Annotated in this window: 26 protein-coding genes; 16 read left to right on the forward strand and 10 right to left on the reverse strand. The window is 35.6% G+C overall.

Annotated elements, in window-relative coordinates:
* Positions 1-84: 84 nt before the first annotated feature.
* Both P5P89_RS20165 and P5P89_RS20170 read left to right on the forward strand, forming a co-directional pair.
* Positions 85-675, forward strand: a complete 591-nt coding sequence (locus P5P89_RS20165; protein ID WP_278009936.1) for a TetR/AcrR family transcriptional regulator — start codon at positions 85-87, stop codon at positions 673-675.
* Positions 676-775: 100 nt separating this feature from the next.
* Positions 776-1,588 carry an SDR family NAD(P)-dependent oxidoreductase gene (locus P5P89_RS20170; RefSeq protein WP_278009937.1) on the forward strand — a complete coding sequence of 271 codons (813 nt, stop codon included), beginning with the start codon at positions 776-778 and terminating at the stop codon, positions 1,586-1,588.
* Positions 1,589-2,081: 493 nt separating this feature from the next.
* Here P5P89_RS20170 and P5P89_RS21835 read toward each other — a convergent pair whose 3' ends face one another.
* On the reverse strand, positions 2,082-2,381 hold the full coding sequence (locus P5P89_RS21835) for a DUF6934 family protein (RefSeq protein ID WP_422851770.1): 300 nt from the start codon (positions 2,379-2,381) through the stop codon (positions 2,082-2,084).
* A 391-nt stretch (positions 2,382-2,772) separates the two neighbouring features.
* Here P5P89_RS21835 and kaiC point away from each other — a divergent pair, with 391 nt between their 5' ends.
* The 7 genes from kaiC to P5P89_RS20205 all read left to right on the forward strand — a co-directional run bounded on the left by kaiC (position 2,773) and on the right by P5P89_RS20205 (position 8,050).
* Positions 2,773-4,455: a circadian clock protein KaiC gene (gene kaiC, locus P5P89_RS20175; protein WP_278009938.1), complete on the forward strand. Its 1,683-nt coding sequence runs from the start codon at positions 2,773-2,775 to the stop codon at positions 4,453-4,455.
* Between the two features lie 2 nt (positions 4,456-4,457).
* A complete protein-coding gene (locus tag P5P89_RS20180; RefSeq protein ID WP_223678337.1) occupies positions 4,458-4,751 on the forward strand; it encodes a circadian clock KaiB family protein in 294 nt (97 codons plus the stop codon).
* 3 nt (positions 4,752-4,754) lie between these two features.
* Positions 4,755-5,054 (forward strand): circadian clock KaiB family protein, encoded by a 300-nt coding sequence (locus tag P5P89_RS20185; RefSeq protein WP_223678343.1) that lies wholly within the window; start codon positions 4,755-4,757, stop codon positions 5,052-5,054.
* Between the two features lie 2 nt (positions 5,055-5,056).
* The gene (locus tag P5P89_RS20190; RefSeq protein WP_278009939.1) at positions 5,057-6,310 is read left to right on the forward strand and encodes a sensor histidine kinase; all 1,254 of its coding nucleotides are present in this window, start codon (positions 5,057-5,059) and stop codon (positions 6,308-6,310) included.
* A gap of 4 nt (positions 6,311-6,314) precedes the next feature.
* A complete protein-coding gene (locus tag P5P89_RS20195) occupies positions 6,315-6,716 on the forward strand; it encodes a response regulator (RefSeq protein ID WP_278009940.1) in 402 nt (133 codons plus the stop codon).
* 392 nt (positions 6,717-7,108) lie between these two features.
* The gene (locus P5P89_RS20200) at positions 7,109-7,567 is read left to right on the forward strand and encodes an RNA methyltransferase (protein ID WP_278009941.1); all 459 of its coding nucleotides are present in this window, start codon (positions 7,109-7,111) and stop codon (positions 7,565-7,567) included.
* 258 nt (positions 7,568-7,825) lie between these two features.
* Positions 7,826-8,050: a hypothetical protein gene (locus tag P5P89_RS20205; RefSeq protein ID WP_278009942.1), complete on the forward strand. Its 225-nt coding sequence runs from the start codon at positions 7,826-7,828 to the stop codon at positions 8,048-8,050.
* A gap of 135 nt (positions 8,051-8,185) precedes the next feature.
* Here P5P89_RS20205 and P5P89_RS20210 read toward each other — a convergent pair whose 3' ends face one another.
* The gene (locus P5P89_RS20210; RefSeq protein WP_278009943.1) at positions 8,186-9,235 is read right to left on the reverse strand and encodes an endonuclease/exonuclease/phosphatase family protein; all 1,050 of its coding nucleotides are present in this window, start codon (positions 9,233-9,235) and stop codon (positions 8,186-8,188) included.
* A gap of 223 nt (positions 9,236-9,458) precedes the next feature.
* On the opposite strand from P5P89_RS20210, the gene P5P89_RS20215 reads away from it, so the two are divergent.
* Both P5P89_RS20215 and P5P89_RS20220 read left to right on the forward strand, forming a co-directional pair.
* Positions 9,459-9,761, forward strand: a complete 303-nt coding sequence (locus tag P5P89_RS20215; protein ID WP_278009944.1) for a hypothetical protein — start codon at positions 9,459-9,461, stop codon at positions 9,759-9,761.
* A gap of 105 nt (positions 9,762-9,866) precedes the next feature.
* Positions 9,867-10,337: a hypothetical protein gene (locus P5P89_RS20220; protein WP_278009945.1), complete on the forward strand. Its 471-nt coding sequence runs from the start codon at positions 9,867-9,869 to the stop codon at positions 10,335-10,337.
* A gap of 153 nt (positions 10,338-10,490) precedes the next feature.
* Here the strand turns inward: P5P89_RS20220 and P5P89_RS20225 are convergent, their stop codons facing one another.
* The gene (locus tag P5P89_RS20225) at positions 10,491-11,927 is read right to left on the reverse strand and encodes a DEAD/DEAH box helicase (protein ID WP_278009946.1); all 1,437 of its coding nucleotides are present in this window, start codon (positions 11,925-11,927) and stop codon (positions 10,491-10,493) included.
* A 98-nt stretch (positions 11,928-12,025) separates the two neighbouring features.
* Positions 12,026-12,682 (reverse strand): YciE/YciF ferroxidase family protein, encoded by a 657-nt coding sequence (locus P5P89_RS20230; protein ID WP_278009947.1) that lies wholly within the window; start codon positions 12,680-12,682, stop codon positions 12,026-12,028.
* 280 nt (positions 12,683-12,962) lie between these two features.
* Between P5P89_RS20230 and P5P89_RS20235 the strand changes: the two genes are divergently transcribed.
* The 3 genes from P5P89_RS20235 (at position 12,963) to xth (ending at position 15,502) form a co-directional block, all read left to right on the forward strand.
* Entirely contained in the window at positions 12,963-14,393 is a 1,431-nt protein-coding gene (locus tag P5P89_RS20235) for an exonuclease domain-containing protein (protein WP_278009948.1), read from the forward strand.
* A 115-nt stretch (positions 14,394-14,508) separates the two neighbouring features.
* Positions 14,509-14,742: a hypothetical protein gene (locus tag P5P89_RS20240; RefSeq protein ID WP_223678385.1), complete on the forward strand. Its 234-nt coding sequence runs from the start codon at positions 14,509-14,511 to the stop codon at positions 14,740-14,742.
* Complete coding sequence (gene xth / locus P5P89_RS20245) at positions 14,723-15,502, forward strand: exodeoxyribonuclease III (protein WP_278009949.1); 780 nt, start codon at positions 14,723-14,725, stop codon at positions 15,500-15,502. Before P5P89_RS20240 ends, xth begins: the two co-directional genes overlap by 20 nt.
* Positions 15,503-15,628: 126 nt before the next feature.
* On the opposite strand, the gene P5P89_RS20250 is transcribed toward xth, so the two are convergent.
* The 6 genes from P5P89_RS20250 to P5P89_RS20275 all read right to left on the reverse strand — a co-directional run bounded on the left by P5P89_RS20250 (position 15,629) and on the right by P5P89_RS20275 (position 21,236).
* The gene (locus P5P89_RS20250) at positions 15,629-15,835 is read right to left on the reverse strand and encodes a hypothetical protein (protein ID WP_278009950.1); all 207 of its coding nucleotides are present in this window, start codon (positions 15,833-15,835) and stop codon (positions 15,629-15,631) included.
* A 251-nt stretch (positions 15,836-16,086) separates the two neighbouring features.
* On the reverse strand, positions 16,087-17,127 hold the full coding sequence (locus P5P89_RS20255) for a LacI family DNA-binding transcriptional regulator (RefSeq protein ID WP_278009951.1): 1,041 nt from the start codon (positions 17,125-17,127) through the stop codon (positions 16,087-16,089).
* A gap of 82 nt (positions 17,128-17,209) precedes the next feature.
* Positions 17,210-18,340, reverse strand: a complete 1,131-nt coding sequence (locus P5P89_RS20260) for a DUF4861 family protein (protein WP_278009952.1) — start codon at positions 18,338-18,340, stop codon at positions 17,210-17,212.
* 40 nt (positions 18,341-18,380) lie between these two features.
* Positions 18,381-18,836, reverse strand: coding sequence for a family 43 glycosylhydrolase (locus P5P89_RS20265; protein ID WP_278009953.1), 456 nt, complete (start codon positions 18,834-18,836; stop codon positions 18,381-18,383).
* Positions 18,833-19,384 carry a family 43 glycosylhydrolase gene (locus P5P89_RS20270; protein WP_278009954.1) on the reverse strand — a complete coding sequence of 184 codons (552 nt, stop codon included), beginning with the start codon at positions 19,382-19,384 and terminating at the stop codon, positions 18,833-18,835. The genes P5P89_RS20265 and P5P89_RS20270 overlap by 4 nt, the downstream gene beginning before the upstream one ends.
* Positions 19,385-19,553: 169 nt before the next feature.
* Complete coding sequence (locus P5P89_RS20275; protein WP_278009955.1) at positions 19,554-21,236, reverse strand: GH39 family glycosyl hydrolase; 1,683 nt, start codon at positions 21,234-21,236, stop codon at positions 19,554-19,556.
* A gap of 771 nt (positions 21,237-22,007) precedes the next feature.
* Between P5P89_RS20275 and P5P89_RS20280 the strand changes: the two genes are divergently transcribed.
* Positions 22,008-23,108 carry a sensor histidine kinase gene (locus tag P5P89_RS20280; RefSeq protein WP_278009956.1) on the forward strand — a complete coding sequence of 367 codons (1,101 nt, stop codon included), beginning with the start codon at positions 22,008-22,010 and terminating at the stop codon, positions 23,106-23,108.
* 280 nt (positions 23,109-23,388) lie between these two features.
* Positions 23,389-24,855 (forward strand): glycoside hydrolase family 130 protein, encoded by a 1,467-nt coding sequence (locus P5P89_RS20285; protein WP_278009957.1) that lies wholly within the window; start codon positions 23,389-23,391, stop codon positions 24,853-24,855.
* Positions 24,856-25,068: the final 213 nt, after the last annotated feature.

Genomic DNA, 25,068 nt, shown 5'->3' on the forward strand with positions numbered 1-25,068 from the left:
ATCATAAAAAATGCAAATATATGACCGATTGGTCATATATTTGCATTCTAATTCATCTGAATATTTAGGTAAGAAAAAATTATCATGGCAAGTAAAGGCGAAGAAACCAGACAATTTATCATAGAAAAAGCAGCTCCGATCTTTAATACAAAAGGGATTGCTGCTACCGCTATGAGTGATATTATGGAAGCTACCAAGCTATCTAAAGGAACCATGTACGTTCATTTTGAAAATAAAGAAGTACTTGCCTGTGCAGCCGTAGATTACAATATGAAAGTATTAGGCGATAAACTAATGGCTAAAATCAGTAAAAACAAAACAGCTAAAGAGGAGTTGTTTGCGTATATAGACTTCTTCAGTAATGCTGTGAACCCACCTTTAAGCGGCGGGTGCCCGTTATTGAATTTCGGAACCGAAGCTGATGACACGAACCCTATTGTAAAAGAGAAAATTAATAAAGGCTGTAATGCTAATCAACAATTGTTGTCAACCATCGTCAACAAAGGAATTACCAATGGAGAGTTCAAGCCAAACTGGAATGCCGAAGAATTTGCGCTAATCATGTTTGCAATGATGGAAGGCGGGCATCTTATTTCAAGAATGTCAGGAAACAACGATAAAATGAAAATCATTACTAAAACCCTCAAAAATATAATAGAAGAAAACAGTCTCTAATTTTTTTTATTAAAAAAATGACCGATGAGTCATTAAAATAAAATCAAAGAATACAATTCACATTTTACAACTCACCATTAACAATTAACAATTAGAAAAGATGTCAAAAACAATTTTAATTTCAGGAGCTTCAAAAGGATTCGGAAGAGCGTGGACAGAAGCATTTTTAGCAAAAGGATACAACGTAGTGGCAACAGCCAGAAATATTGAAGCGTTATCCGACTTAAAAACACAATACGGAGACGCAATTTTACCTCTTAAACTCGATGTCAACAATCGCGAGGATTCGTTTGCTGTTGTGCAGCAAGTACATCATCATTTCGGGAAAATAGATATTCTGATCAATAATGCAGGCTATGCTTTAAACGGAGCTGTGGAAGAAGCCTCTGAAAGTGAAGCCAGAGCGCAATTCGAAACCAATTTCTTTGGAACATTATGGCTGACTCAGGCAGTTTTGCCGATAATGAGAAATCAAAAAAGTGGTCATATTATCCAGGTTTCGTCTATTTTAGGAATTGCTGCCCTACCCAATTTAGGGCTTTATAATGCATCTAAATTTGCAGTTGAAGGTCTTACCGAAACGCTGGCATCTGAAGTAAAACAATTCGGAATCAACGTGACTTTGGTTGAACCAAATGGTTATGCTACTGATATCTGGGGGCAAGGATTTAACAGCAAAAGTATCGAAGCATATGATGGACTGAAAAAAGCTATTGCAGAGGGACATAATCCTGACTCTTTCGGAAAAACAAGTGCTACAGTTCCGGCTATCATTAAACTTATTGAAGCTGAAAACCCTCCCCTACGCCTGTTCTTAGGAAAAGTAGCTTTGCCATTCGCTAAACAAACCTATGAACAAAAACTGGCTACCTGGGAAGAATGGGCTGATGTTTCTGTAGCGGCACACGGATAATTCTATTGTGATTTTAGGTTTACTAAACGGGATTATTTCTAGAGACAGATAATCCCGTTTTTATGTGGATGTACAATTTATAGTTTATATAAAAAAAGCGATCTCTAAGATCGCTTTAAATGATGTTATTATTAGTAAAAATCAAATTGGTAAATATTTTAAATCTTCTAAGGTTTTCTTAGTAATTTCAATTTTTTCTGTGAATAAATTTCTGCCATTTATTTCTTCGGCAACTTTAGCATTTTTTTCTTTGTTGCATCTGACATTGAAATAATTTTTGTTGATTTCTCCATTTTCTCTTTTTCCATAATCCTTGTATTTAATTGATTATTAACACAATAATTATCTATTTATTTTTTATAACCTAATACAGCTATGTATTTATTTTCAGGTAAATATAGAACAAATCTTTTTTGAGCTTCGTCAAATCCGAAAAAAATATATTCTGTTGAAAGTTTTTTCAAGTTCTTATTAATGAAGTATATGTATGTTCTTATCTTCTGTTTTTGTTTTTACAAATGTCATCACATTTCTTAGAACATGATCTTCTACATTCTTCTTCAAACGAATCTGAACTGTCACTACCCTGAACGTAAATTGGATACCCTAGATTATCCTTAAAAAATTTAGGGACTGTGTTTAGTACAGTATTAAAAACAGTTCTCATATCTCCATTATTCGTATTTTCACTATCAGAGATGCTTTTAGTTTCAAAATCAAAATCACCAAAACCCAGATTGTATATGGTTTGACCGTTCTTAGTCTCAAAACCTATATACTGAACAGCTTTGATAACCTTTCTTTCTCCTGTACTCTCAAAAAGATATTAAACAATAGAATTTTCTATAGATACTTTCGTTTCGTAAATATCAATATTCCTCAAATGTTTTTCCTGCAATAATATAAATATTTTCCTATATAAAAATGTAATGCAATTCAAATTTGTATGTATAAATGTAAGAAATAAAGATACTCTTGATTTTGCGCATTCCCTTCACTACTATTTTTCTATAAACAGAATACTAAATAACCTAGGATTATTAGGTAATTATTAATCAATTTATCGTTTTATATGTTAAATTTAATAAAAATGTTTATATTTTTACCCTGTAGCTGTTAAATCTTTAATAATAATTAATCGATAATTCTGTAAGAAAACGTATATTTGAGAAAATAGAATTAGTATGGCATACAAAAAAGCAAAATCACAGCAATTTATATTTCCTAAATCCCCTACCGGGATTGATGGATTAGACGATATTACGAACGGTGGTTTTCCAAAAGGCCGCCCTACCCTGATTTGTGGCGGTGCTGGTTGTGGAAAAACCTTATTCTCAATGCAATTCCTGATTAAAGGAATTACCGAATATAACGAACCCGGGGTTTTCATGTCTTTTGAAGAACCTTCTGACGACCTTACTTTAAATGTGAAGTCGTTAGGGTTTGATATTGAAAAACTTAAAGCAGATAAAAAACTGATAGTAGATCATGTTCGGGTCGAAAGATCAGAAATTGAAGAGGCAGGCGAATACGATCTGGATGGCTTATTTATCAGACTCGGTCACGCTATCGATTCTATCAAGGCGACAAGAGTAGTTCTTGATACAATTGAATCTTTATTTGGCGGCCTGGATAATCAGGCGATTCTTCGTGCCGAATTAAGACGTTTATTTCATTGGCTTAAAGCCAAAGGAGTAACTGCAATAGTTACAGGAGAACGCGGTGAAGCAACACTAACACGCCAGGGACTTGAAGAATATGTTTCAGACTGTGTCATTGTTCTGGATCATCGGGTTATCGATCAGGTTTCCACCAGAAGACTCAGAATTGTAAAATACAGAGGCTCTACGCATGGAACCAATGAATATCCTTTTCTGATTGATGAAGAAGGAATTTCAGTACTTCCTATTACTTCTTTAAAACTGGATAATGAAGTTAGTTCTGACGTGGTTTCAACAGGAGTTCCCGGGTTAAACGAAATGTTTAAAGGCGGCGGATTTTATCGTGGCAGTAATATATTAGTATCCGGTACAGCCGGAACTGCTAAAACCACTATAGCCTCTTACTTTGCAAATGAACAATGCGAAAAGAACGAAAAAACGATCTATTTTGCGTTTGAAGAATCTCCGCAGCAACTCATTCGGAACATGAAATCAATAGGGATAGATCTTCAAAAACATATCAAAAAGGGCACTTTACAAATTCATTCATCACGTCCTTCGCTTAACGGACTGGAACTGCATTTACTTACCCTTAGAAAATTAATTAAGGAGTATGTGCCCACCACTATCATTATTGACCCTATCAGTAATTTGATAACTGTTGGAAGCCAGGATGAAGTGCGTTCGATGTTAGTAAGACTGATCGATATGCTCAAAGCGCACAATATTACGGCACTTTTTACGTCTTTAAATAAACGAACTGATGAGTTTAGACCTGATCTTGCCGAAGAATCTGTATCTTCGTTAGTTGATATCTGGATTACGGTTAGGGATATGGAAGGAATTGGGGAAAGAAACCGCGGCATTTTTATCGTTAAAGCCAGAGGAATGGGGCATTCTAATAAGGTAAGGGAATTTGTAATTACAAATGAAGGAATCGAATTGCTGGATGTCGAATTAGGTCCAAAAGGAATTCTTACCGGCAGTGAAAGACAATCGCATAAAATGAAGAAAACACTGTCTGATTTGAAGCATCAGAATGAAATTAGCAGGAAAGACAGGGAAATTGAACGTAAGCGCAAAGTACTGGAAGCCAATATTGAAGCACTTAGAAACGAATTTGAATCGGCTCAGGAGGAATTAAGTGTTCTGAGAGCAACGGAAGAGTTATATGAAAAACTGACTTCGAAGAAAAAAAAGGAATAAGTATGAAAAAAGAAGTAGCCGAATGGCAGTTATTGCTTTATGTTGCGGGTCAGACGCCAAAATCGATCAAGGCATTAGAGAATATAAAAAAGTATGCCGAAGAATATCTGGCAGGGAAATACAGCATCGAAATTATCGATTTGCTTAAAAATCCGCAATTGGCAGAAGGCGATCAGATTTTGGCTGTGCCCACACTGGTAAGAAAATTTCCGGAACCTATTCGCAAGATTATTGGCGATCTTTCTAATGAAGAAAGAGTACTTGTAGGGCTTAATATCAAACCCCTAAAAGTTTAAAAAATGGACAATTCAACTGATGAAACCGCTTCATCCAGACATAAGTTCCTACTTTTTGTTTCGGGTATGTCTGTTAAATCAGGACATGCAATTGAAAATTTACGCCGGATATGTGACCAATATCTTCAGAATGATTATGAACTGGAGATTGTAGATATCAGCCGGGATACAGAAAAGGCAGTCATACATCAGATTGTAGCGATACCAACTTTAATAAAAACACATCCTGCCCCAAGACGAATTATTCTCGGTGATTTGTCAGACGAGGACAAGGTTTTGAAAATACTTAATTTAAGGGAATAGAATTGATAACAGAAGATAAAAATATAAATTCCTTATTAGCAGAAATTGAGTCATTAAAAGAAAGACTTGATGAATCAAATAGCATTATTGAAGCTATAAGAGAAGGTGGCGTTGATGCGCTCGTGGTCAACAATAATGGGGTTCCGCAGCTTTATTCGCTTGAAACAGCGGATTACACCTACAGACTCCTGGTCGAAAAATTCAGACAGGGCGCGCTGAGTATTACCAAAAACGGACTGATCTTATATTGCAACGATTATTTTGCTCAACTGGTCAATATTCCTTCGGAGCAGATCATCGGAAATTATATTCAGGAATATTTTGAGAATAGCGGGCTGTTTGCCACGCTTATTGAAGCTTTAAAATATGGGGTCAGTACACATGAAATTCTTTTTAAAACCAACAGCCACCCTGCTACATTTCCGTCTTATATTTCCATGACAGATCTGGAACCTTCTGTTGAAGCCATTGGTATCGTGGTAATCGATCTGACCGAAAAGAAAAATCACGAAGAAACACTCATCAAAAATCAGGAGACGCTCGAAGGAAAAATCAAAGAACTCAACCGGATCAATAGTAATCTCGAAGAATTTATTCACGTGATTTCGCACGATTTAAAAGAGCCGCTGCGAAAAATCCTCATGCACAACAGTAAAATAGACGGAAGCTACTTAACAGAAATTGATGCAAAATCAATGGATGTGATCAAATTATCCGTTTTACGTCTTAATTCACTGGTGGATGATTTGGTTAAGTACTCATCGCATACCAAACACGAAGAGCATACAGAAGTTGATTTAAAGACCATCATTTCTGAAGTTTTAGAAGATTTGGAAGTAAGTATCACCGACAAAAATGCCCATATCGAAATCGGAAAACTGCCGGTATTAAAAGTTTCCGCAGTTCAGATGCGACAGCTTTTTGCGAATCTGATTTCCAATGCCATTAAATATTCCAAAGCAACTATTCCGCCGGAGATACAAATTTATCAGGTTGATGATTTAGATGAGGAAATACCAAATCAAAACCCTAAATTTGTAAGGATTCAGATTAAAGACAACGGAATCGGAATGGATTCGGGTCATTTGCTTAAGATTTTTACTATTTTCCAGCGACTCCATGCCCGAAACGAATATTCAGGAAACGGTATAGGCCTGGCAATTTGTAAAAAAATTATGGAAAACCATTCCGGGACAATCACTGTCGAAAGCAAACTGAATGAAGGGACAACATTTACCATTTATTTTCCAATTTAATATAATGCCTCAAAAAAACTTACATATCATAATTGCAGAAGATGATAATGATGATGCAGATGTAATCTTCGAAACTTTTAACAACAATCCGGACTTCGGAAAAGTAAGCCTCGTAGCCAATGGCGAAGAATTGCTCAATTTCCTGAAAGACACTACCAATGAAACACCAGATGTTATCCTGACCGATATCAACATGCCCATACGCAACGGCATCGAAGCCCTGCAGGAAATTTTAAACCATCACAAACTTAAAAATATTCCCTGCTTTGTGTATTCTACGAGCATAAACCCTTCGTACAAGCAAAAATGCGACGTACTGGGCGTAAAAGCGTATCTCATAAAGCCCTACTCTTTCGAGGCCTTCGAAGAGATTCCAAAAACGATTCTGAGTATTATTTCAGATTAAAAATAATATGAAAACGAGATTTTCCTAAAGAAAAAATCTCGTTTTTTTTATGAGCTACTTCCTGCTATACCCTGTATCTTTACGCCTCCCGATAGCTATCGGGACCGTGCAAAAGGATGTCGCTTCCATCAGGACTATGGCAATCCGTTTTATAAGATTTAAATGGATTTTTTCACGATAATTCCTAGCTTTTAATCTATTTTAAATTTGGTATTTTATTTCATGCACTATCCACACTTTATCTATGCCTTTGCCTAACATGAACTATGTGCCTGAATCGTCCTAAAATAACTATACAGATTATTAAATAAATCCTACGATAGCTATACAAATATAATGTGCCGTCCTAATAAAAAATTGCCAAACACACTAACACTTCGTACTTTTGCCATATGAATGATAATTTTAAAAATGAATATTTTGGCATCGGCATTCACAATGGTAAAACGCCTGAAAATTTGGGTGTTTTATGGCGGTCGGCTCAAAACTTAGGGGCTACTTTTATATTTACCATCGGCAATCGATATGCTAAACAAGCCTGTGATACCCATGATGCGGTAAAGGCGATTCCGTATTTTCACTATGAGAATTTCGAAGCTTTTTTTGATAACTTACCCAAAGGAGCGCGATTGGTTGGTGTGGAATTACATGAAAGTGCTTCAGACTTAGAAACCTTTGAACATCCCAGACGCTGTGTGTATTTGTTAGGCGCAGAAGATCACGGTTTGCCTAAAAAAACAATGGAAAAATGCCATCATCTGGTGAAATTCAAATCTGAGAAAAGCCTGAACGTGGCTGTGGCAGGAACTATTGTCATGTATGACCGGAATTTGCCTAAGCCTCGTTCTTAATTTATAATGGGATAACCCATTGATGTAGATAGTTTTTTGATGATCATTTTTCATAGGTTGTATCGATAACAGAAAATTATCATTAAAAACGGTTCTCGATACATTTTTTGTTGCGTTTCTCTACACAAAAACACCGGAAGTAACGAAAACCAAAAAGGCTACTAGTGCTAATTTAGTAAGAAATCCATCATTTGATATAAAATAGAAATATTACATTGACCTAATTTTAAGATTATTAACAACTTAAAATTTTAAATCATGGAAAATTCGAATCACTATACCAGCGCAGCATTAGCAAAATGCCCTTATCACGCACAGCTTGCCCAGGCAGAAAACAATGATGATCGTGAGGAAGCCAGCACCGGAGACTGGGACGAACAGCGCGATGAAGACGGAACAGATCCGAACCGTTATGAGGAAGAAGGCGGCAATAATAATTCAGGTGGCGCAGGAAGTTCCGGAAGTGCTGCTACCAATAGCTAGTAAATCTAAATTTTATATTGCATAAGAATTTAGAGTTACTAAAAATGTAAGAAAGCGATAAAGCTTATACAGATAGAAAAAACAATAAAATCTTCTTAGGAAGATTTTATTGTTTTATACCAAGTATTTTAGGGTTTAATCTGCAGCTTTTTTCTCTTCTGCGATAGCTATATCCTCGCTATCCGACTGCATTTCGTCCTGTTCTAATTCGGCTGACACTTCATATTGCAGGCTGATGAAAATAGGAAAATGATCCGAACCAAAATTGTGAAGCCTTTTCATTTCCCTGATTTTTAAATGCGTCGAAATAAAAGCATGATCCAAAGGAAACCTCAGGAAAGGATAATGGGCATGAAAAGAATTGTAGAAGCCTCTGCCCCTTCTTGGATCGAGAAGTCCGCTCATTTTCAGGAAAAGTTCGGTGGTGTAACTCCACGCCACATCATTCAGATCACCAATCACAATTACCGGCAAGTCTGAATCTTTGGCCAGATCGGCAACTAATAAAAGTTCCTTATCACGCTCTTTCGAAGTAGGATTTTCCATAGGAACAGGTGGTTCCGGATGCACGGCATACATTTGAACAGCTTGCCCGCCCGGCAAAACAATTTGGGTATGGATAGAAGGAATGTCGTTTTCGACCAGGTATTTTACTTCGGTATCTCGAAGTTCTAGTTTAGAATACAATAACATGCCATACGTATTTTCTAAAGGCACTTTTTTATAAAACGGAAAATGTTCTTCGAGTGAGTTCGTTTCTTTTTCCCAGACAGCGTTCGTTTCCAGCAAAACCACTACATCCGGATTTGCTTTGTGAATTTCTTCCAGACAGCCTTTGTAATTGGTATTAAACTGATACACATTGCTAATCATGACACTGAAGCCACTTTCGGGTATTTCAGTTGTAATGCGCTGTACGTGTTTCTTTCCCAGTCCTGTAAAAGGCAGTATTTGTCTTAAAAGATAGCACGCATTTACAACCATGATAAGCAAAAGCAGATCATTAAAATCATACTCCTTTCCTCTACTGTAAAATGCAAGAAATACAATGCAGATAGTCGTAAGAACTAGTTTCTGAAGTCTTGGATAATCGCAAACCCGAAAGATCCAGTATTCATTTTTAATGAGTGGAATAAAAGTAATAATTACCAATATAATAGAAAGGACAAAGAAAAAGTACTGCATAAACCAGGATACAAGAATTGAATATTATATTACTGTAAGATAACCTATTTTTTACTAATTGGCAATAAATACGGCATAAAGCACAGCTAAAATATAAATGATAATTAAGTAAGCAATTCAAAGAATCGTATAAAGAAATACAGAAGACTTGTTGTTAATTTTAGAAAGATACTAAGCTTGAAAAGCAATCAATTAAAATAATTAACCCTTAAAAGATACGATTATGACAACAGATAACGAAAGAAATTACAATCAGGAAGATTATAATTTCAACCCCGACAATCAAAGCTATATTGATCAATACGAACAGGAAAACAGCGAAGAAGAAACTGCTGAACCTACCGAAAATGAAAATCTGGATACCGCATTCTCGAACGCACTTGATCTAGATGATTTTGAAAATGATTTTGATGAAAATGATGAACAAGAGGAAGATCCAAAAGAAAATGAAGAAGAGGAAAATTACGATCAGGAAGAAATTACCGAACCCGATACATTTGCTGATGACGGCTATAAAATAGATTAGTTTTTATAAGTATCAAATTGAAACTTACGCCATCTTAAGTTAAAATTATGATTTAATAAAGCCTCCCAAAATACTACATTTTGAGAGGCTTACTAAAAAAATGTTATGAAATTTTCACTACTCACTATACTAGCTGTTTCCTTCTTTTCATGTCAGCAAAAGGAAAATAAAAAAGATATTGTTTATCCTTCGGATCCTGTTTCTACAAAAGAAATCACAGCAGAAAAAAAAGATCAGAAAAACAAGCAAAATGGTGATACAATTTACATGCAACACAGGAATGAAAAAAGTTTCTTTGCAGCTGAAGGCGTTTTAGATTCCATTCATCAGAAAATATATATTACTTTTAAAAATGAAAATCCGGGTGAACTGAACGCAAAAATAATTACACCATCAGGTAAAGGAAACATCCGTTTCAACCAGATTATTTTTCCCGATCAAACCTCAGATGGTCCGTTTGGAAAGGATTTAAAAATTCCGCTCACGCAAAAAGGAAACCACGTTTTAATAATTGGGCATTCGCAAATGGCTGAAAATCCATATTTTGGAAAATTCAGGGTGGAAGTTAATTATTAAAAAAGCAGTATCAAAAATAGAAATATCCTGATCATAAGGGAGTATACAGATGATAAGGGGTTAACTACTGCCTGTTGTGATTTACTCAGAATGCCATTTTGGATATAATTTTATAATCAGCCTTTTCAGTCGGTTTTGGTAATCTTCTATCAGTCATTCCTTATAATTTTTACTGGCGTTATCCAGACATTTTACATATTGTTTTACGCGCCATTCGATTTCAGGTGCTAATGCTTCAGCAAGCGAAATTGCCTGAGACAACGTTTCGACATTCTCCAGACACATCTTTGCCTGCTGACGAACAGATTGCTGAATGACCGTTTTCGGTTTCTTATCGGTATGAATAGCTTCCTGATAATAGCTTTCGATATCAAACGTCATTTCAAGTGTTTTAGGAAACATCGCTCTTAATTCGGCTAAAAGTGCATGAGATTGTACCGAAGATCCGGAACCCGGCTGGTACTGCATTTGTTTTGCAAAAACTTCAGGATGCTCAAAGGCAAATTTCCAGTCTACCTGATCCTGCCATTCACCAAATCGCTGGATATTATTACCCAGATCAATAATGGTAAACGCTTTTTTTGAAGCAAGCTTTCGGGATCCGCGTCCTATCATTTGATGGTAAAGGGTTATGGATGTTGTTGCCCGGTTCAGTATGACATTGCGAACCGAAGGCTCATCAAAACCTGTGGTAAGTATTGAAACCGAAGTCAGTACAGCATTTTTTGTTCTTTTGAACCATTGCAAAATTTCTTTCCGCTCCTGATTTGGCGTTTTATTATCCAGATGTTTTATGGCAATACCCGCAGCCTTAAAAGCTTCACATACTTTTAGAGAAGTTTCAATACCGTTATTGAAAATGAGTGTTTTTTTGCCTGAAGCATTTTCTGTATAAGCCTGAAGCAATAAATCAAGCATGGCAGGTGAACTGTACAATTCGTTTGAAGAACTTACTGTATAATCGCCATGGATTCCGGTTTTTAAGGTATTCAGTTCTACCTCATAAGCAACAGATTGTGGCTGTGCCAGAAAACCATTCGCAATCAGGGACGCTATATCTTCTCCGGTTATCAGTGATTTGTACTGTTTTTTCATTGGTTTTGAAACATCAGAACTAAAAGGAGTTGCCGTTACTCCAATTATAAAGGCCTTTTTAAAACTGCCCATTAATTTTCGGAAAGAATTATGATGCGCTTCGTCAATAATCACCAGACCCACATCCTGAACCTTTACTTTTTTAGATTTAATTCTGTTTCGCAATGTTTCTACCATGGCCACATAACAATTGCAGTCTGTTTTGAAATTACTGCTTGTACTGCTGATGATCCGGTTTTCGACACCCGTCTTTTTAAGCGTAGCCGAAGTTTGGGTGCATAATTCTTTTCGGTGTGTCAGGATCACAACGGTCTTATTGAACTGTTCTATAAATCTTCTGGCTATTTCTGAATATACAACGGTTTTTCCGCCGCCAGTTGGTAATTGGTATAAAAGCCTGCTTTTTGATGTATTGGCTATTTCCTCAAAAATAGCATCAATATCCCTTTCCTGATACCCGTAAAATGATGTTTTGGATTGTAGTGTTTTTCCCATGTTAGATGCTGTCTTAATCTTATATCTGCTGCATTAAGTGAAAAAAACCTGTATCATTACATAATACAGGTTTTAAATGATTTTGATGTCAGAGATTATTATTTCTCGTCCTCTTCGGCAGCATCAAAGTTGATTGTGTTGTAGGCAGCCTCAGTCAATAGTGTATCGGCTTCTTTTTCTTCTGCCAGTGTTTTTTCCAATAAAAGTACTGCATCGTCTTCACCTAAAGTAACACCAAATGCAGCTAATGTTCCGTAAGTAGCAATTTCATAATGCTCTATTTTCTGAGATGCGGCAATGATTCCAGCATCACGTACAGGCCCTTTTTCGGTTTCTTCCATGATACTTTCGCCTTCCTTAATAAGACCTTCCATCGCATCGCATTTTTTAGCAACCGGTTTTTCCCCAACTAATGAAAACACTTTTTCCAGTCTTTCCTTTTGTTCCTCTGTTACGGCTAAATGCTCGTTAATTGCTTTAATCAGATTTTCAGAAGTAGCATTTTTTGCCATTTTAGGCAATGCTTTGATCAACGCTTTTTCTGCCCAGTAAATATCTTTAAGCGAATCTATAAACAATTCTCTTAATCCATCTGCTGCAGATGATTTTGCTTTTACAACTCCTGCTGCATTTGTTTTAGATGCTGTTGCTGATTTACTTTTTGAAGCAGCTGTCTTGGCTTTTGTAGCCGTTGTTTTTTTCGCTGCTGTAGTTTTAGCTTTTGTAGCTGTGGTATTTTTTTCTGCGGTTTTCATAATAATTAATTTTTAAGTATATCCAAATTTACCTGTACCTACTGAATTTACTTTACAGAAATTTTTTAAATACTTACACTATTCAAATCTTTGCCTTTTTAATATGAATAAATGAAATTTACCTTATAGAGAAAAGACTTCTATTCTTTCTCCTTACATATTTACATTATAAGAAAAATGACTTTTGTTACAATTTAGAACTACAACTGCATCAAAATTAGTCTCTTCTGACTTAATTTTGCATTCCCCGGACAGATCAGGCTTCCGGTTGTGACAGAAGATGAAAGAGACAGAATACGCCATTGTAGATATTGAAACCACAGGCGGGAATGCCAGCGGCAGCCGAATTACAGAAATTGCTATTATTATCCATAATGGCAAAAGTATTATTGATCGTTTTGAGACACTGGTCAATCCTCAAAAGGAAATCCCCGCTCCTATTTTTGCACTGACCGGAATCAATAACGAAATGGTACGGAGTGCGCCTATTTTTGATGATATTGCAGAGAAAGTCTTTGAGCTCCTTACAGACCGCATTTTTGTTGCACATAATGTAAACTTTGATTATACTTTCGTTCGTCATGAACTGGAAAAATCGGGATTTAAATGGAAAGAAAGAAAATTATGTACCGTTCGTGCAGCCAGAAAAATCCGCCCGGGATATAAATCGTACAGTCTTGGAAATCTTTCCAAATCATTGGATATTCCGTTACAAAACCAGCATCGCGCCGGCGGTGATGCAGATGCTACAGCTATACTATTCTCCCGGTTATTAGAATGGGATGCTGATGGTCATCTGCAAAAAATGATTAAAAATACGGCACTGGACCAGCGTTTACCTCCTAACCTGCCTCCTGAAGATTTTGACGCTTTACCAGAAAAACCAGGTGTTTACTATTTTTATAATCAGGTAAACAAGGTAATCTATGTTGGAAAAGCAATCAATTTAAAAAAGCGTGTTGCTTCACATTTTAGTGGTCATAAAATCACCCCCCAGCGACAGCATTTTCTTCGGGATATTCATGCCATATCTTTTGAAGTCTGTGCTACAGAACTTATGGCTTTACTGCTTGAATGTAATGAAATAAAAAAGCTCTGGCCGGTTTACAACAGGGCACTAAAGCGTTTCGAACCCAAATACGGATTGTATGAGTATGAAGCCCGAAGCGGGTATAAATACTTAGTTACCGGAAAACTCAGCAAGTTTCAAACCTGCATTGAACATTTCAATACCATTCATGAAGGCATAAATATGCTCATAAGCCTGAAACAGGAGTTTGAAATTGATAATCGGTTTTGCAAGTACGGCATCACTACTGCTGGAGAAATTTTTCCGGACAATAGTACGCCTTTGCCCGAAGTGCGGACACATAATGAAAAAATAGAAAATGCGATTGATTATTTGCTAAGCAGCAGAACCAGCTTTGCTATTCTTGATAAAGGCCGTTCTGCAACCGAACGCAGTTGTATCTGGGTTGAAAACGGACATTTTTACGGCATGGGCTATGTTGCATCCGATATTGGATTTGCGGAGCCGTCTGACGTAAAGGATTATGTGACACCTTATATAAGCAATCAGTATATTATGCATCTTATTAATAGTTACGCCCAGAAATATCCTGGAAAAGTTTTTAAGGGAAGACTTCCAAAAAAGAATCTTAAAAATATCTCCATATCATTAGATGAAGCTAATTTTATTCATGGCTTATAGAATAATCAAGTTATTGTATTGTAAATATGTGAATTACATAACACTTCATGATTTTTATATAAGTTAAAAAAGCGAGTGCTGCTTTATTTTTGTAGTTATCTAAAACACACAAATCATGGAAAACTCAAACACATACAACAGCACAGCCTACAGTACAGAATCTCTACACAGCCAGATTTGTTTAGCCGATAATATTGATTTTATTTATCGAAAAGCCTACAGAGGAGACTGGGGACATTGGGATGACTTACCAGATACTACCACTACAACCCTTGATTGCCCTGGAAAAAACAGCGAAATAAATTCAATTGGACTAAGAAGGGTTCCAAATGAAAATAGCTACTTATAATGTAAATGGTGTTAACGGCCGTTTACATGTCCTCATTCGCTGGCTTGAAGAAGCTCAACCCGATATTGTTTGCCTTCAGGAGTTAAAAGCACCTCAGGATAAATTTCCGATCAAAGCAATACAGGATGCGGGTTATAATGCGATATGGCATGGACAAAAGCAATGGAACGGAGTTGCTATTCTGGCTCGCAATCTTGAAATTGAAGAAATTACCCGGACACTTCCCGGAGATGAAGAAGATGTTCAAAGTCGTTACATCGAAGCACTTATTGGCGGTGTCGTTATTGCGTGCCTCTATCTTCCTAATGGCAATCCGGCACCGGGACCTAAATTCGAATACAAGTTAAAATGGTTCCAAAGGCTTTCTCATCGTGCTGAAATCTTGCTTGACCTTAAAACTCCTGTAATTCTGATAGGTGATTTCAATGTTATGCCTACTGAATTAGATGTTTATAAACCCGAAAAATGGGTAAAAGATGCCCTCTTCAGACCCGAAGTCAGGAAAGCTTTTGCCAATATTCTGACCCAGGGATGGACAGATGCTATCCGTACTTTATATCCGAATGAAAAAATTTATACTTTTTGGGATTATTTCAGAAAAGCTTACGAAAGAGATGCCGGTCTTCGAATTGATCACTTTTTATTAAGTCCGCAACTAGCTAAAAAATTAATTGCTGGTGGTGTTGACCATCATGTCAGGGGCTGGGAAAAAACCAGCGACCATGCACCGGTTTGGATTGAAATCAATGATATAAAGTAAAAACCTAGCCATTTAAAAATCAGAAAATAGAAAAACCTGCAATAATCAATCAATACTGCAGGCTTCTGAATCATAATAGATAGAATCCCCACCTATTCTTTTTAATCTCATTTTAATCTCATTGCACTACTGTTTTGGAACAGCTGTCGTGTCTGTAATTACCGTAGTTGTATCCTGAGGAACATTTGTAGTATCTATAGCTGTAGAATCAACAGTTATTGCGGTTGAATCGTAAGTTGCATCTGCAGGAACAGTATCTGCTTTTTTACAGGAAAAAGACAGTCCGGCTACAAGAACTAACAAGGCAATTTTGGTTTTGATACGTGTTTTCATAATAACATCTTTTTTATTAATATTGAATAATTTCAAATTTAGGTGTTGAATACATTAAATTCTTACATAATTATCATTAATTTTTATAGAATATTAGTATTAAAACATTAAATATTAATATGTTATAAATTACATCTTTGAAATTATCCCCGAGCCTGTTTTTGTTATTCCAATATAGTATTACTAGTAAAATCTATAGTCTGAACATTGCTCAGTTATAAATATTCAAATTATAATTCTAAAACATCAAATTACAAAACAACAGCAATATTCTTTCTCTTAGAACTGCTCCTGATAATAAGGTCTGATTCAATTATTTTGGTTATCACTTCGTTACTTTCCTTATTCTTCAAAATATGATCAAAGTAAACCATGGCTGCCTGATAACCCAGTCTTTCACTATTTTGATCTACGGAAGATATAGAAGGTGTAATGATTTCTGTAAAAGGTTCATTAGCATATCCAAAAATGCCAATATCCTCAGGTATTTTAAGTCCGGATTGTGTAATGGCCAGCATAATTCCCAAAGCCTGAATATCTGATATAGCCAGGAATGCGTCAGGAGGTTCTGGTAATGCAAGAAGCTTAAGGGCAGTCTGAAAAGCATTTTCTTTACTGATATTATCATCTACAATAAAATGATCCGGAACGTACATTCCGGCTTCATTAATCGCTCTAATGAAACCTTCTTTCCGGTTCATATATAAATCCATATGCAGCGGGCCACCAATAAATGCAAGCCGCTGGTAACCTTCTTCAATCATGCTTTTTGCAGCTTTATAAGTTGCATCCTTATTGTCATTTATAACTCTGTGACCCGGAAAATTTTCATCACAGCGGTCAAATTGAATAACATTGATTTTATGTTCTAAAACCTGCTCGAGAATTTTAGCTGACTGTGTTTCTTTAGAAAGAGAGATCAAAATGCAGTCGACATTCTGGTGGATAAGAGTTTCGATAGCTGTTTTTTCAACATCTGATTTTTCATGAGACTGGCAAATAATCAGATTATGTTTGTTTTCAGTACATGCTTTCTCAATTCCGGAAATAGCATCAGAAAAGAAATTCTGATTGATCTGAGGTACAATTACACCAAGGGTCATGGATGAACCACGTCTTAAGTTTGCTGCCTGTGTATTGTGTTTGAAATTAATTTCGGCGGCTTTTTTTAAAACAACCTGTCTCACTTCTTCCTTTACACCGGGCTTGCCATTCAGGGCTTTGGAAACATAAGACACCGAAAGTCCAAGTTCTTTTGCTAAGTCATATATGGTGATTCTTTTTGTGCTCATGCTGTAAATATATTTTTTGCAACCATTGTGGGTAAAAATTTATTAAAGTCGTTAGTTCGGGTGTTTTATGCGGTAAATAGTACTATTTTACACTTACAACCAGAGGGTTATTTATTTCATGATAAAAATTTTCCAGATAGTCAAACCATTTCTTTGCATCCGTAAATTTTCCTGCTTTATCCCATGCCGCACCTGAATAGTAAATGACGGGTTCATTATTTTGAACTGTAGTTTTTGCTAAGAGCTGTATTTTGTCTGCCCACATATTACTGACAGGTGTCGTCAATATGACTCCTGTAGCTGTTGTGCCATTTTTATCAGAAGCTGGCTCCCAATATGCCATAATTCCCTGCTGTTCATTTAGTAAAATCTTTCCGGGATTAGCTCTTTTGCTGATTCCTGCGACTATCGGCAATGTTTGTGTTTCATCAAAAGTGTAGTTATTCTCTATGCGGCTGAGCTGTGAACCGGCATCCAGTGATATGGTTTTTATTACACCAATTTTTATTCCGCCAGCATTCCAGGAGTCATAAATCAATTGAAAAGTGGATCGTAACGGACCATTGTCGAGCATTTTCCAACGATGATAATTAGCTGAATAGCGAATGCTATCTTTTACATAAGGCGCCATATTTCCTGCACCTAATGTATGCCCAACCTGATAATAATCCAACCCATCGCCGTGATCGGTATGGTAATCTGCCAGTTTATAACGTTCATTAATGATCATTTTATTAGTACGTTTTACCCATACATCAAAACCATAAGCATCTTCATTTGACCCTTCGATTGCTTTGCCGTACGTACGAAAAGCAATCTTATCATTTTCCCATGCAAAATCATCTTTGCGTTCCGGAACATATCTGGCATAGGTTTTAACCGTAAATATTTCAGGCTTTCCTTTCTGAATAGAAAAAGTTAGTTTTGATTTTGCTTTTATATCTACCTGAATCAGCAAATTCTGAATAGCAGAAGACATTCGGTGTTCTAACTGAAAAATCACCTGTTTCTTCGTTTTTGTATTAATTACAACAAAATTTGAAGTATCGATTTCAGGATAACGTTCTAAAATGTTTTTCCAGCTTATGGCCACAACAGCCTCTTTGCGATCTAAGGCCGAATTGTTTTCGATATTAATAGTTGCCTTATTTTGTGCCCAAAAACACATCGGAATACTAAAAACGAAATAAAAAAAGAGTTTAATTGACTTCATGAACATTCATTTTAATTATCGTGACACACCATTACAGATCTTAATCATTTTTGTTTTGCATAAAATCAGGAAAACCGCTTTTTGTCCATTCTACAACTCTTGCACGTGTCGCACGATTTTTATCAGATAATTCATGACCCTGAATTTCTTTGTAATCCCTTGCATGATAAATCATTATAGTTGATTTTCCGTCTTCACTTGTAGTAAATGAATTATGTCCGGGCCCAAATCTTTTTAGTTCTTCATTTGTGTAGAATACGGGTGCCGGAGCTTTATGCCAATTCGCAGTATTCAGTAAATCAGTATTTTCATCAATCCATAACAAACCCATGCAATAGTTATGGTTTGTGGCACTGGCTGAATAGGTTACAAATATTTTTCCGTTCTTTTTAATTACGGCCGGGCCTTCGTTTACATTGTATTTTTCTCTTTCCCAGCTGAATTCAGGTTCTGTTAAAATAATTTCAGGTCCTGTAAGAGTGGTCGCGTTTTTCATTTCAGACAGAACCAAAGCAGTTCCATGGTTCCCCCCCTTACATTTTGTGCCCATATAAGATATCTTTTGCCTTTATGCTCAAAAGTAGTTGCATCCAAAGAGAACGATTCTTTTTGTGTTTTCAACTGACCTTCTTCTGTCCATTTACCTTCCATCGGATTTGAAGAAGGATTTGACAAGACCCACATCCTTATATTCCAGATATTTTCAGACTCGCCTGCAGCAAAATAAATATACCATTTGCCGCTTATTCTATGCAGTTCAGGCGCCCAGATATGGCTGCCCATTACTCCATTTTCATGCTTGTGCCAGATTTCTTTTTCTTTCGCTTCTTTTAATCCGTTAATACTATTGGCTTTTCGTAATACAATACCATCATATTCAGGCACTGTTGCAATTAAATAATATTCCCCCTTATCTGTTTTATATACCCATGGATCAGCTCGCTGCTCTGCAATTGGATTATTGAATGTAATGGATTGTGAATTGCCCTGATATGGATTGATTCCGGCGATTATTGCCAAAATTAAAATTCGAACTAATTTCATGTTTATTTATTTGTAAGTTGTAAAAGGTTATTTGTAAAATGCTGTTATTATTTATTTAAAGGATATCATCTAATTTAATGTGTGGGTGTAGTTATTAAAAACTAATTACACCCAACGGGTTAATTTATTTCTTAAGCAAATGTTATTAGACAAATAGGTCTTTTTTATATTACCAATCCAGCTTTATCAAGGCTACTGCCTGACGTTCCATTTTTAACTGCACTATTGTTTTATTATCTATTATTTTTTTCTTTTGTGTGGAGATAGATTTTAGTTTGCCGGATTTTTCTAATATTAGAATCTGTTGTGGTGTCGGATTTTGTGGAGATCCCATTTTTTTCCATTCTTCATACGAATTGCTGTTTTCTTTGTCAATCATGTATATAGTGAGATTAACTTTTTTTACAGGAATATTTTCAATAGCAACATTTACATTTTCTGATAATCCGGTTTTGTCAACATCATGATAATTCCACACCATAATTGCCGCTGATTTTTTGTCTTTGCTGGCTAAAGCACCTATATCTGACTGATCACCACGTACACTTGATTTTAAGATCTCTTCTATCGGATACATACGATTACTTGTAACATTTAAACGTTTACCTGACATCATTCCAAACATCCTGAAAACGTTCAGTACAGGTTTATCCACTCCATTAGTAGCAAGATCCCGGAAACCATAAAACCAGGGCTGATCTTCAAACTCAAAAGACCAGGAAACAGCTCCTATAAAGTTAACTTTTGTCTGATCTGCCAGGATATATTTTCGCGCAAAAGAAGCAGCAGTATAACTCGAATACATAGTTCCGTTTCGATACGCATTTTCGGGGTTAGTTGCCATTCCGCAGGCAGCGCAGCCTTCCGGATCAGATTCTCCGATAATAATCGGAAGATCTTTTGTTTCCTGATATGACATGGTCAGTCTGAATCCTGTCTGGATATCATTTAATTGTGGTGCCATATCCATTCGCACCGCTCCATCCACCATTTTAGGCCAGCCTTTTGCATGGAATAGAATAGCATCCATAGGAGATCCTATTTTACCGGTAGCATAATTAACACCGCTGATACAATGTTTTATAAAATCATTTGTCCATTCCTGAGCTTCCTTACCCCTTGTTCCTGCAATATTTATACCTCCGATTTTTGCAGTAGGCAAGGCTTTTTTTAGTCCGTCAGCAGCATAATCATACATTTTGAAAAATTCTTCACGAGTACCTTTCCAGTAATGTCCATTGGGTTCATTCCACACTTCCCAATACCAGCTTTCGACTTCTTTTTGTCCGTATCTTTCAACGGAATGCCTGACCCACTCATAAACAAGTTTTCTCCATTTATCATAATCTTTTGGTGGATAAGCCCATCCTGTAATAATATCTGTGTACGGGTCTCCGGGTTTCCAGTAATGTCTGTATGGAGCAGGGTGCGTAGACAACGCTTCGGGCATAAAACCTATTTGCGCCAAAGGTTTCATGCCACGCGAGATATAAGTATCAAAAATACTGTCGATGATTTTCCAGTTGTATATCGGATTTCCGTTACTGTCTTCTGTGTAAGCATTGGTTGAACCCCATTTAAGAGCTGCTTTTCCATCACCAGATACAAGCAGACTGTGGGTACGTACGTAAACTGGAACAGGGCTTAAAGCCGCTAATTCAGTAAGCAGTTTTTTTCCGTCTTTCATGTAAGTGTAATTGGGTTCATCATATCCAAACCATGCCCATACAGGCGTCATGGGCGCAATTTCCTGTTTAAGGTCAACTCTGATTTCAGGACTTTGTGCATAGACTGAAATTGCAGAGGATTGGAAAAAAACTACAGTCAGGCAACACTTTAATAATTTTCGCATAAGATGGTTTATATGTGGTTAGTTGTAAAGTTGTATTGTGAGTTAGTTTCATCAATTTGTTTCTAGTCCGAATTTGTGTTACTAAAAACTCAAAACAAAAACTTCACTGATAATTATACATTTATAATAATTGTATAATCAACACTTACAAAAAAAGGCATTTTTTTTATAACTGCACTTAATATTTAAAAATAATTTAAGTAAATAATTCCCAAAAGCATAAATATTCTAATAGAAGTCATTTAAAATTTATTTTAATAACCTATATTTTAATATTTCAATAAAAAAGACATTAATAAAAATAGTTTCTGGAGGTTAGCCGGACTAATGATGTTGCCCAAAAGGAAAATCTTTAAAAAGTGCGGAATTTTCACCATGGATAAACAGTTTGTGATTTTTCGTCGGATAATCTTCTAAATAGTTTGGTAATCAGGGTTTTTTATGAAATGTTAAAGCTTAATTTGTATCTTTGCCTACCCTATTTCTTAAAAAGCCAGAGTCAGTAATGCCCGAAGTTATTCTTATAGATCCAAAAACCATTTTTTTACTTTATTTTTGGGGCAATTTTTTTACCTGTATTCTTATTTTCAGTTATTCATTTTCCTATGCTACCATTGATAACCGAAAAACTTTAAAATGGTTTGGTCTGGGTAAATTATTGCTGACTATCGCATGGGTATTAATTATTCTGAGAAACATTATCAATGATTTTCTCTCCATTAACGTTGCTAACTCCATGATTTTTTTGCCTGCTTTTACGAAACGATAGCTATGTTATCACTTCTTAAGGAACCTGCAAAAAGACGCTACAGAGTGCAAATAGGAATTACTATTGCTGCTATATTTGTTTTTAATCTAGGAACTTTATTAGGAAGTACAATAAATACACGTGTTATCATTGGTGCTATTGGAATATTTGCTATTTATTTGCCTCCAACAATCCATTATTTTAATGAAAAAGGACAAAATTTTTTCAGGAGTTTTTATCTGTTTTGCTATATAGGATTTGAAATTCTCATTGTAGTACGTGCGGTTTACAGGTACATATACCCACAAAATCATTTTTTTTGTAACAATGCCCTCGATAGTTTTTATAGTATTGGCCTGTTTCTATTAGCCTTAGTTGGGATAGTGGGATTTTTACTTCTGGTAAAAGAAAAACAAGACACTAAAATTCAGAAACTGCTGGATGATAAAAACCAATTTTTTTCAATCATTTCACATGATTTAAGAGGACCTTTAAGTTCAGCTGTCTCCCTTTCGGAGTTCCTGGCTGAAGATATAGAAGATCACACCAGGGAGGAAATAAGGGAAATTTCGGAAATGCTGTATCAATCCAATAAAAACAGCTATAAGCTCCTTGAAAATCTGCTGGAGTGGTCCCGAGTGCAAACCGGAATGATTACATTCACCCCAAAAAAAATAATACTAAATGAGTTGATTGAAGATAACATTGAACTGAACAAAAATGCGGCAGTACATAAAAACATAAGTCTATTGTTTGAATCAAATGAAGTAATTGAAATACAGGCTGATGATAATATGATTGATACTGTTTTACGTAATTTACTCAGCAATGCCATAAAATTTACAGAAAAAAACGGCAAAGTTGAGATAAGAATATTAAAAACAGAGGAAAATGTAGAAGTATCTATCACCGATGACGGAATCGGGATTCCAGTTGATATAAAAGAAAAGTTATTTAAAATTAACAGAAAAGTAATTCAACGGGGAACAGAAAATGAAGCAGGAAGCGGATTAGGTTTATTGCTCTGCAGCGAATTTATAAATATGCATAAAGGAAAAATCTGGGTGGAAAGTCATAAGGGAAAAGGCAGTTCTTTTAAATTTACCCTTCCTGTAAAACAGTAGTATTAAACATTTTTATATAACTTTATTATTTAGTAGTGCTTCTAAAAGCTTATAACTATTATAATTTAATTTCTAATTTGTTTTTAGGAAGGTTCTCAATATTAAATATAACAACTTGTATTTTAATTATTTAAACTTTATCTAATTATATAAATTAAGATATCTGCTTTGATAAAGGCGGCAAAATCACCGTTTTTTAACAAAAAATAAAGTTTTTTTATTAACATATTTCCTAACTTCAATAAACAAAAAACTATTTTTCTATTTTAAAAAACAAATTATGCGTGTATCAGTCATACGAAAAAATATAAAATTTACACCAGATTCAAAAAGAGTTGTAGCGCGATATTTTGTCAATGGTGATGAGCGGACTAAACAAATGGTACTTCGCATAATGACACTAGACGACAAACAAGTATTAGAAACCCTGGAACAAACACTTCGTGAATTTGCCAGACGTCACCGAAATATTTCTGCTATATTTCTAAGACACTGCGAAAAAGTGCGTGATGTTATTGAAAGCATGCAGATTGATTATGAAGCTTTGTCTCTTGACCGAAAAATGCTAATTGGTTCTTTTTGTACAATGGAGTATGCAATAGAATCTGCCGCTATCTTCAATCCGTCTATTATAGAAGATTTTGACCAGAGTGGTCTCGAAGCAGGAGAAAAAAGGGTTATTATTTCTTTTCGGGCAACAGGTGAAGGCCATATCTCATCAATTGTTTTCAGAAGAGGAATTCTGGACAGGGATAATAACCTGCAGGTTATGAAAATTGGACATAATATTGATAAAGCTGAGATTATACACAAAAGTTTTTTCAATAAGGAGCGATTTTTATTGAAATTATCTGAAATGCATACACAAGACAAGTACATAACCCAAATTATGCAGGATTTGCCTGATGAGTTTGAATATGCAGTACTAAAAGATGTTATAAATACTGCTTTGAGTGACCCATCGATTCGTGAAGAAAGAAGAACTGCATTAAACGAAATATTCTGGCTCGCAAAATCATTTTATGATGTTGAGTTCAAACATGATTCTGATCTTACAGAGAGGGTTATATTTCCCATATCCGATTCTGAAAGTCGTGGTATAGAAGATGCCCGTTTTGTCCGTTTTACAGATGATGACGGATCTTCGCGTGTAATGGCTACCTATACAGCTTATAACGGCCATACCATATTACCAAAACTAATTTCTACTGAAGATTTTTATACTTTTAGAGTAATGCCTTTACATGGTGCGGGGGCACAAAATAAAAATCTGGCCTTGTTTCCAAGAAAAATAAAAGGCAAATATGCGATGCTTGCCAGAATAGATGGTGTTAATAATTATATCATGTATTCTGACAGAGTTACACAATGGAATACCCCTATTCTTCTTCAGGAACCTCGTTATACCTGGGAGTTTACACAAATTGGAAACTGTGGATCTCCATTGTGGACAGAAGAAGGCTGGCTTGTTATTACACATGGCGTAGGTACTATGAGACGTTATTGCATTGGTGCTTCCCTGTTTGATCTTGATGATCCTTCTAAAGAAATTGGAAGACTTACAGAACCATTGTTATCACCACTTGAAGACGAACGGGAAGGGTATGTACCTAATGTTGTTTATTCTTGTGGAGCCATTATTCATAACAATAGTCTGATATTGCCTTATGCGGTATCAGATTATTCATCAACTTATGCTGTAGTTGATATGGTAGAATTATTAGATGCTTTGAAGAAGAGTAAATAGTAATAAAATTTAAATGTAGAATCATAAATCCCATCTTAATAAATGGGATTTTTTACTTTAACTTAGGTTCAAAAATAGCCAAAATCCAAATAAGCTGTTTTAAAAGGTTTTTTTTATAAAAATAATCAATTGCATGCCTGTTAGAAAATAATGTTTTTAATGAAAGATATTAAAGTCATTTTCAATCATTTATATTTATTAAAATCAAGAATT

It is taken from the genome of Flavobacterium gyeonganense (genome assembly GCF_029625295.1).
In the GTDB taxonomy this organism is placed as follows: domain Bacteria; phylum Bacteroidota; class Bacteroidia; order Flavobacteriales; family Flavobacteriaceae; genus Flavobacterium; species Flavobacterium gyeonganense.

What these genes read in the sequence shown, in the direction of transcription:
- P5P89_RS20165 (WP_278009936.1), top strand. Translation starts at nt 85, where the DNA reads ATGGCAAGTAAAGGCGAAGAAACCAGACAATTTATCATAGAAAAAGCA.
- P5P89_RS20170 (WP_278009937.1), top strand. Translation starts at nt 776, where the DNA reads ATGTCAAAAACAATTTTAATTTCAGGAGCTTCAAAAGGATTCGGAAGA.
- kaiC (WP_278009938.1), top strand. Translation starts at nt 2,773, where the DNA reads ATGGCATACAAAAAAGCAAAATCACAGCAATTTATATTTCCTAAATCC.
- P5P89_RS20180 (WP_223678337.1), top strand. Translation starts at nt 4,458, where the DNA reads ATGAAAAAAGAAGTAGCCGAATGGCAGTTATTGCTTTATGTTGCGGGT.
- P5P89_RS20185 (WP_223678343.1), top strand. Translation starts at nt 4,755, where the DNA reads ATGGACAATTCAACTGATGAAACCGCTTCATCCAGACATAAGTTCCTA.
- P5P89_RS20195 (WP_278009940.1), top strand. Translation starts at nt 6,315, where the DNA reads ATGCCTCAAAAAAACTTACATATCATAATTGCAGAAGATGATAATGAT.
- P5P89_RS20200 (WP_278009941.1), top strand. Translation starts at nt 7,109, where the DNA reads ATGAATGATAATTTTAAAAATGAATATTTTGGCATCGGCATTCACAAT.
- P5P89_RS20205 (WP_278009942.1), top strand. Translation starts at nt 7,826, where the DNA reads ATGGAAAATTCGAATCACTATACCAGCGCAGCATTAGCAAAATGCCCT.
- P5P89_RS20210 (WP_278009943.1), bottom strand. Translation starts at nt 9,235, where the DNA reads ATGCAGTACTTTTTCTTTGTCCTTTCTATTATATTGGTAATTATTACT.
- P5P89_RS20215 (WP_278009944.1), top strand. Translation starts at nt 9,459, where the DNA reads ATGACAACAGATAACGAAAGAAATTACAATCAGGAAGATTATAATTTC.
- P5P89_RS20220 (WP_278009945.1), top strand. Translation starts at nt 9,867, where the DNA reads ATGAAATTTTCACTACTCACTATACTAGCTGTTTCCTTCTTTTCATGT.
- P5P89_RS20225 (WP_278009946.1), bottom strand. Translation starts at nt 11,927, where the DNA reads ATGGGAAAAACACTACAATCCAAAACATCATTTTACGGGTATCAGGAA.
- P5P89_RS20230 (WP_278009947.1), bottom strand. Translation starts at nt 12,682, where the DNA reads ATGAAAACCGCAGAAAAAAATACCACAGCTACAAAAGCTAAAACTACA.
- P5P89_RS20235 (WP_278009948.1), top strand. Translation starts at nt 12,963, where the DNA reads ATGAAAGAGACAGAATACGCCATTGTAGATATTGAAACCACAGGCGGG.
- P5P89_RS20240 (WP_223678385.1), top strand. Translation starts at nt 14,509, where the DNA reads ATGGAAAACTCAAACACATACAACAGCACAGCCTACAGTACAGAATCT.
- xth (WP_278009949.1), top strand. Translation starts at nt 14,723, where the DNA reads ATGAAAATAGCTACTTATAATGTAAATGGTGTTAACGGCCGTTTACAT.
- P5P89_RS20250 (WP_278009950.1), bottom strand. Translation starts at nt 15,835, where the DNA reads ATGAAAACACGTATCAAAACCAAAATTGCCTTGTTAGTTCTTGTAGCC.
- P5P89_RS20255 (WP_278009951.1), bottom strand. Translation starts at nt 17,127, where the DNA reads ATGAGCACAAAAAGAATCACCATATATGACTTAGCAAAAGAACTTGGA.
- P5P89_RS20260 (WP_278009952.1), bottom strand. Translation starts at nt 18,340, where the DNA reads ATGAAGTCAATTAAACTCTTTTTTTATTTCGTTTTTAGTATTCCGATG.
- P5P89_RS20265 (WP_278009953.1), bottom strand. Translation starts at nt 18,836, where the DNA reads ATGAAAAACGCGACCACTCTTACAGGACCTGAAATTATTTTAACAGAA.
- P5P89_RS20270 (WP_278009954.1), bottom strand. Translation starts at nt 19,384, where the DNA reads ATGAAATTAGTTCGAATTTTAATTTTGGCAATAATCGCCGGAATCAAT.
- P5P89_RS20275 (WP_278009955.1), bottom strand. Translation starts at nt 21,236, where the DNA reads ATGCGAAAATTATTAAAGTGTTGCCTGACTGTAGTTTTTTTCCAATCC.
- P5P89_RS20280 (WP_278009956.1), top strand. Translation starts at nt 22,008, where the DNA reads ATGTTATCACTTCTTAAGGAACCTGCAAAAAGACGCTACAGAGTGCAA.
- P5P89_RS20285 (WP_278009957.1), top strand. Translation starts at nt 23,389, where the DNA reads ATGCGTGTATCAGTCATACGAAAAAATATAAAATTTACACCAGATTCA.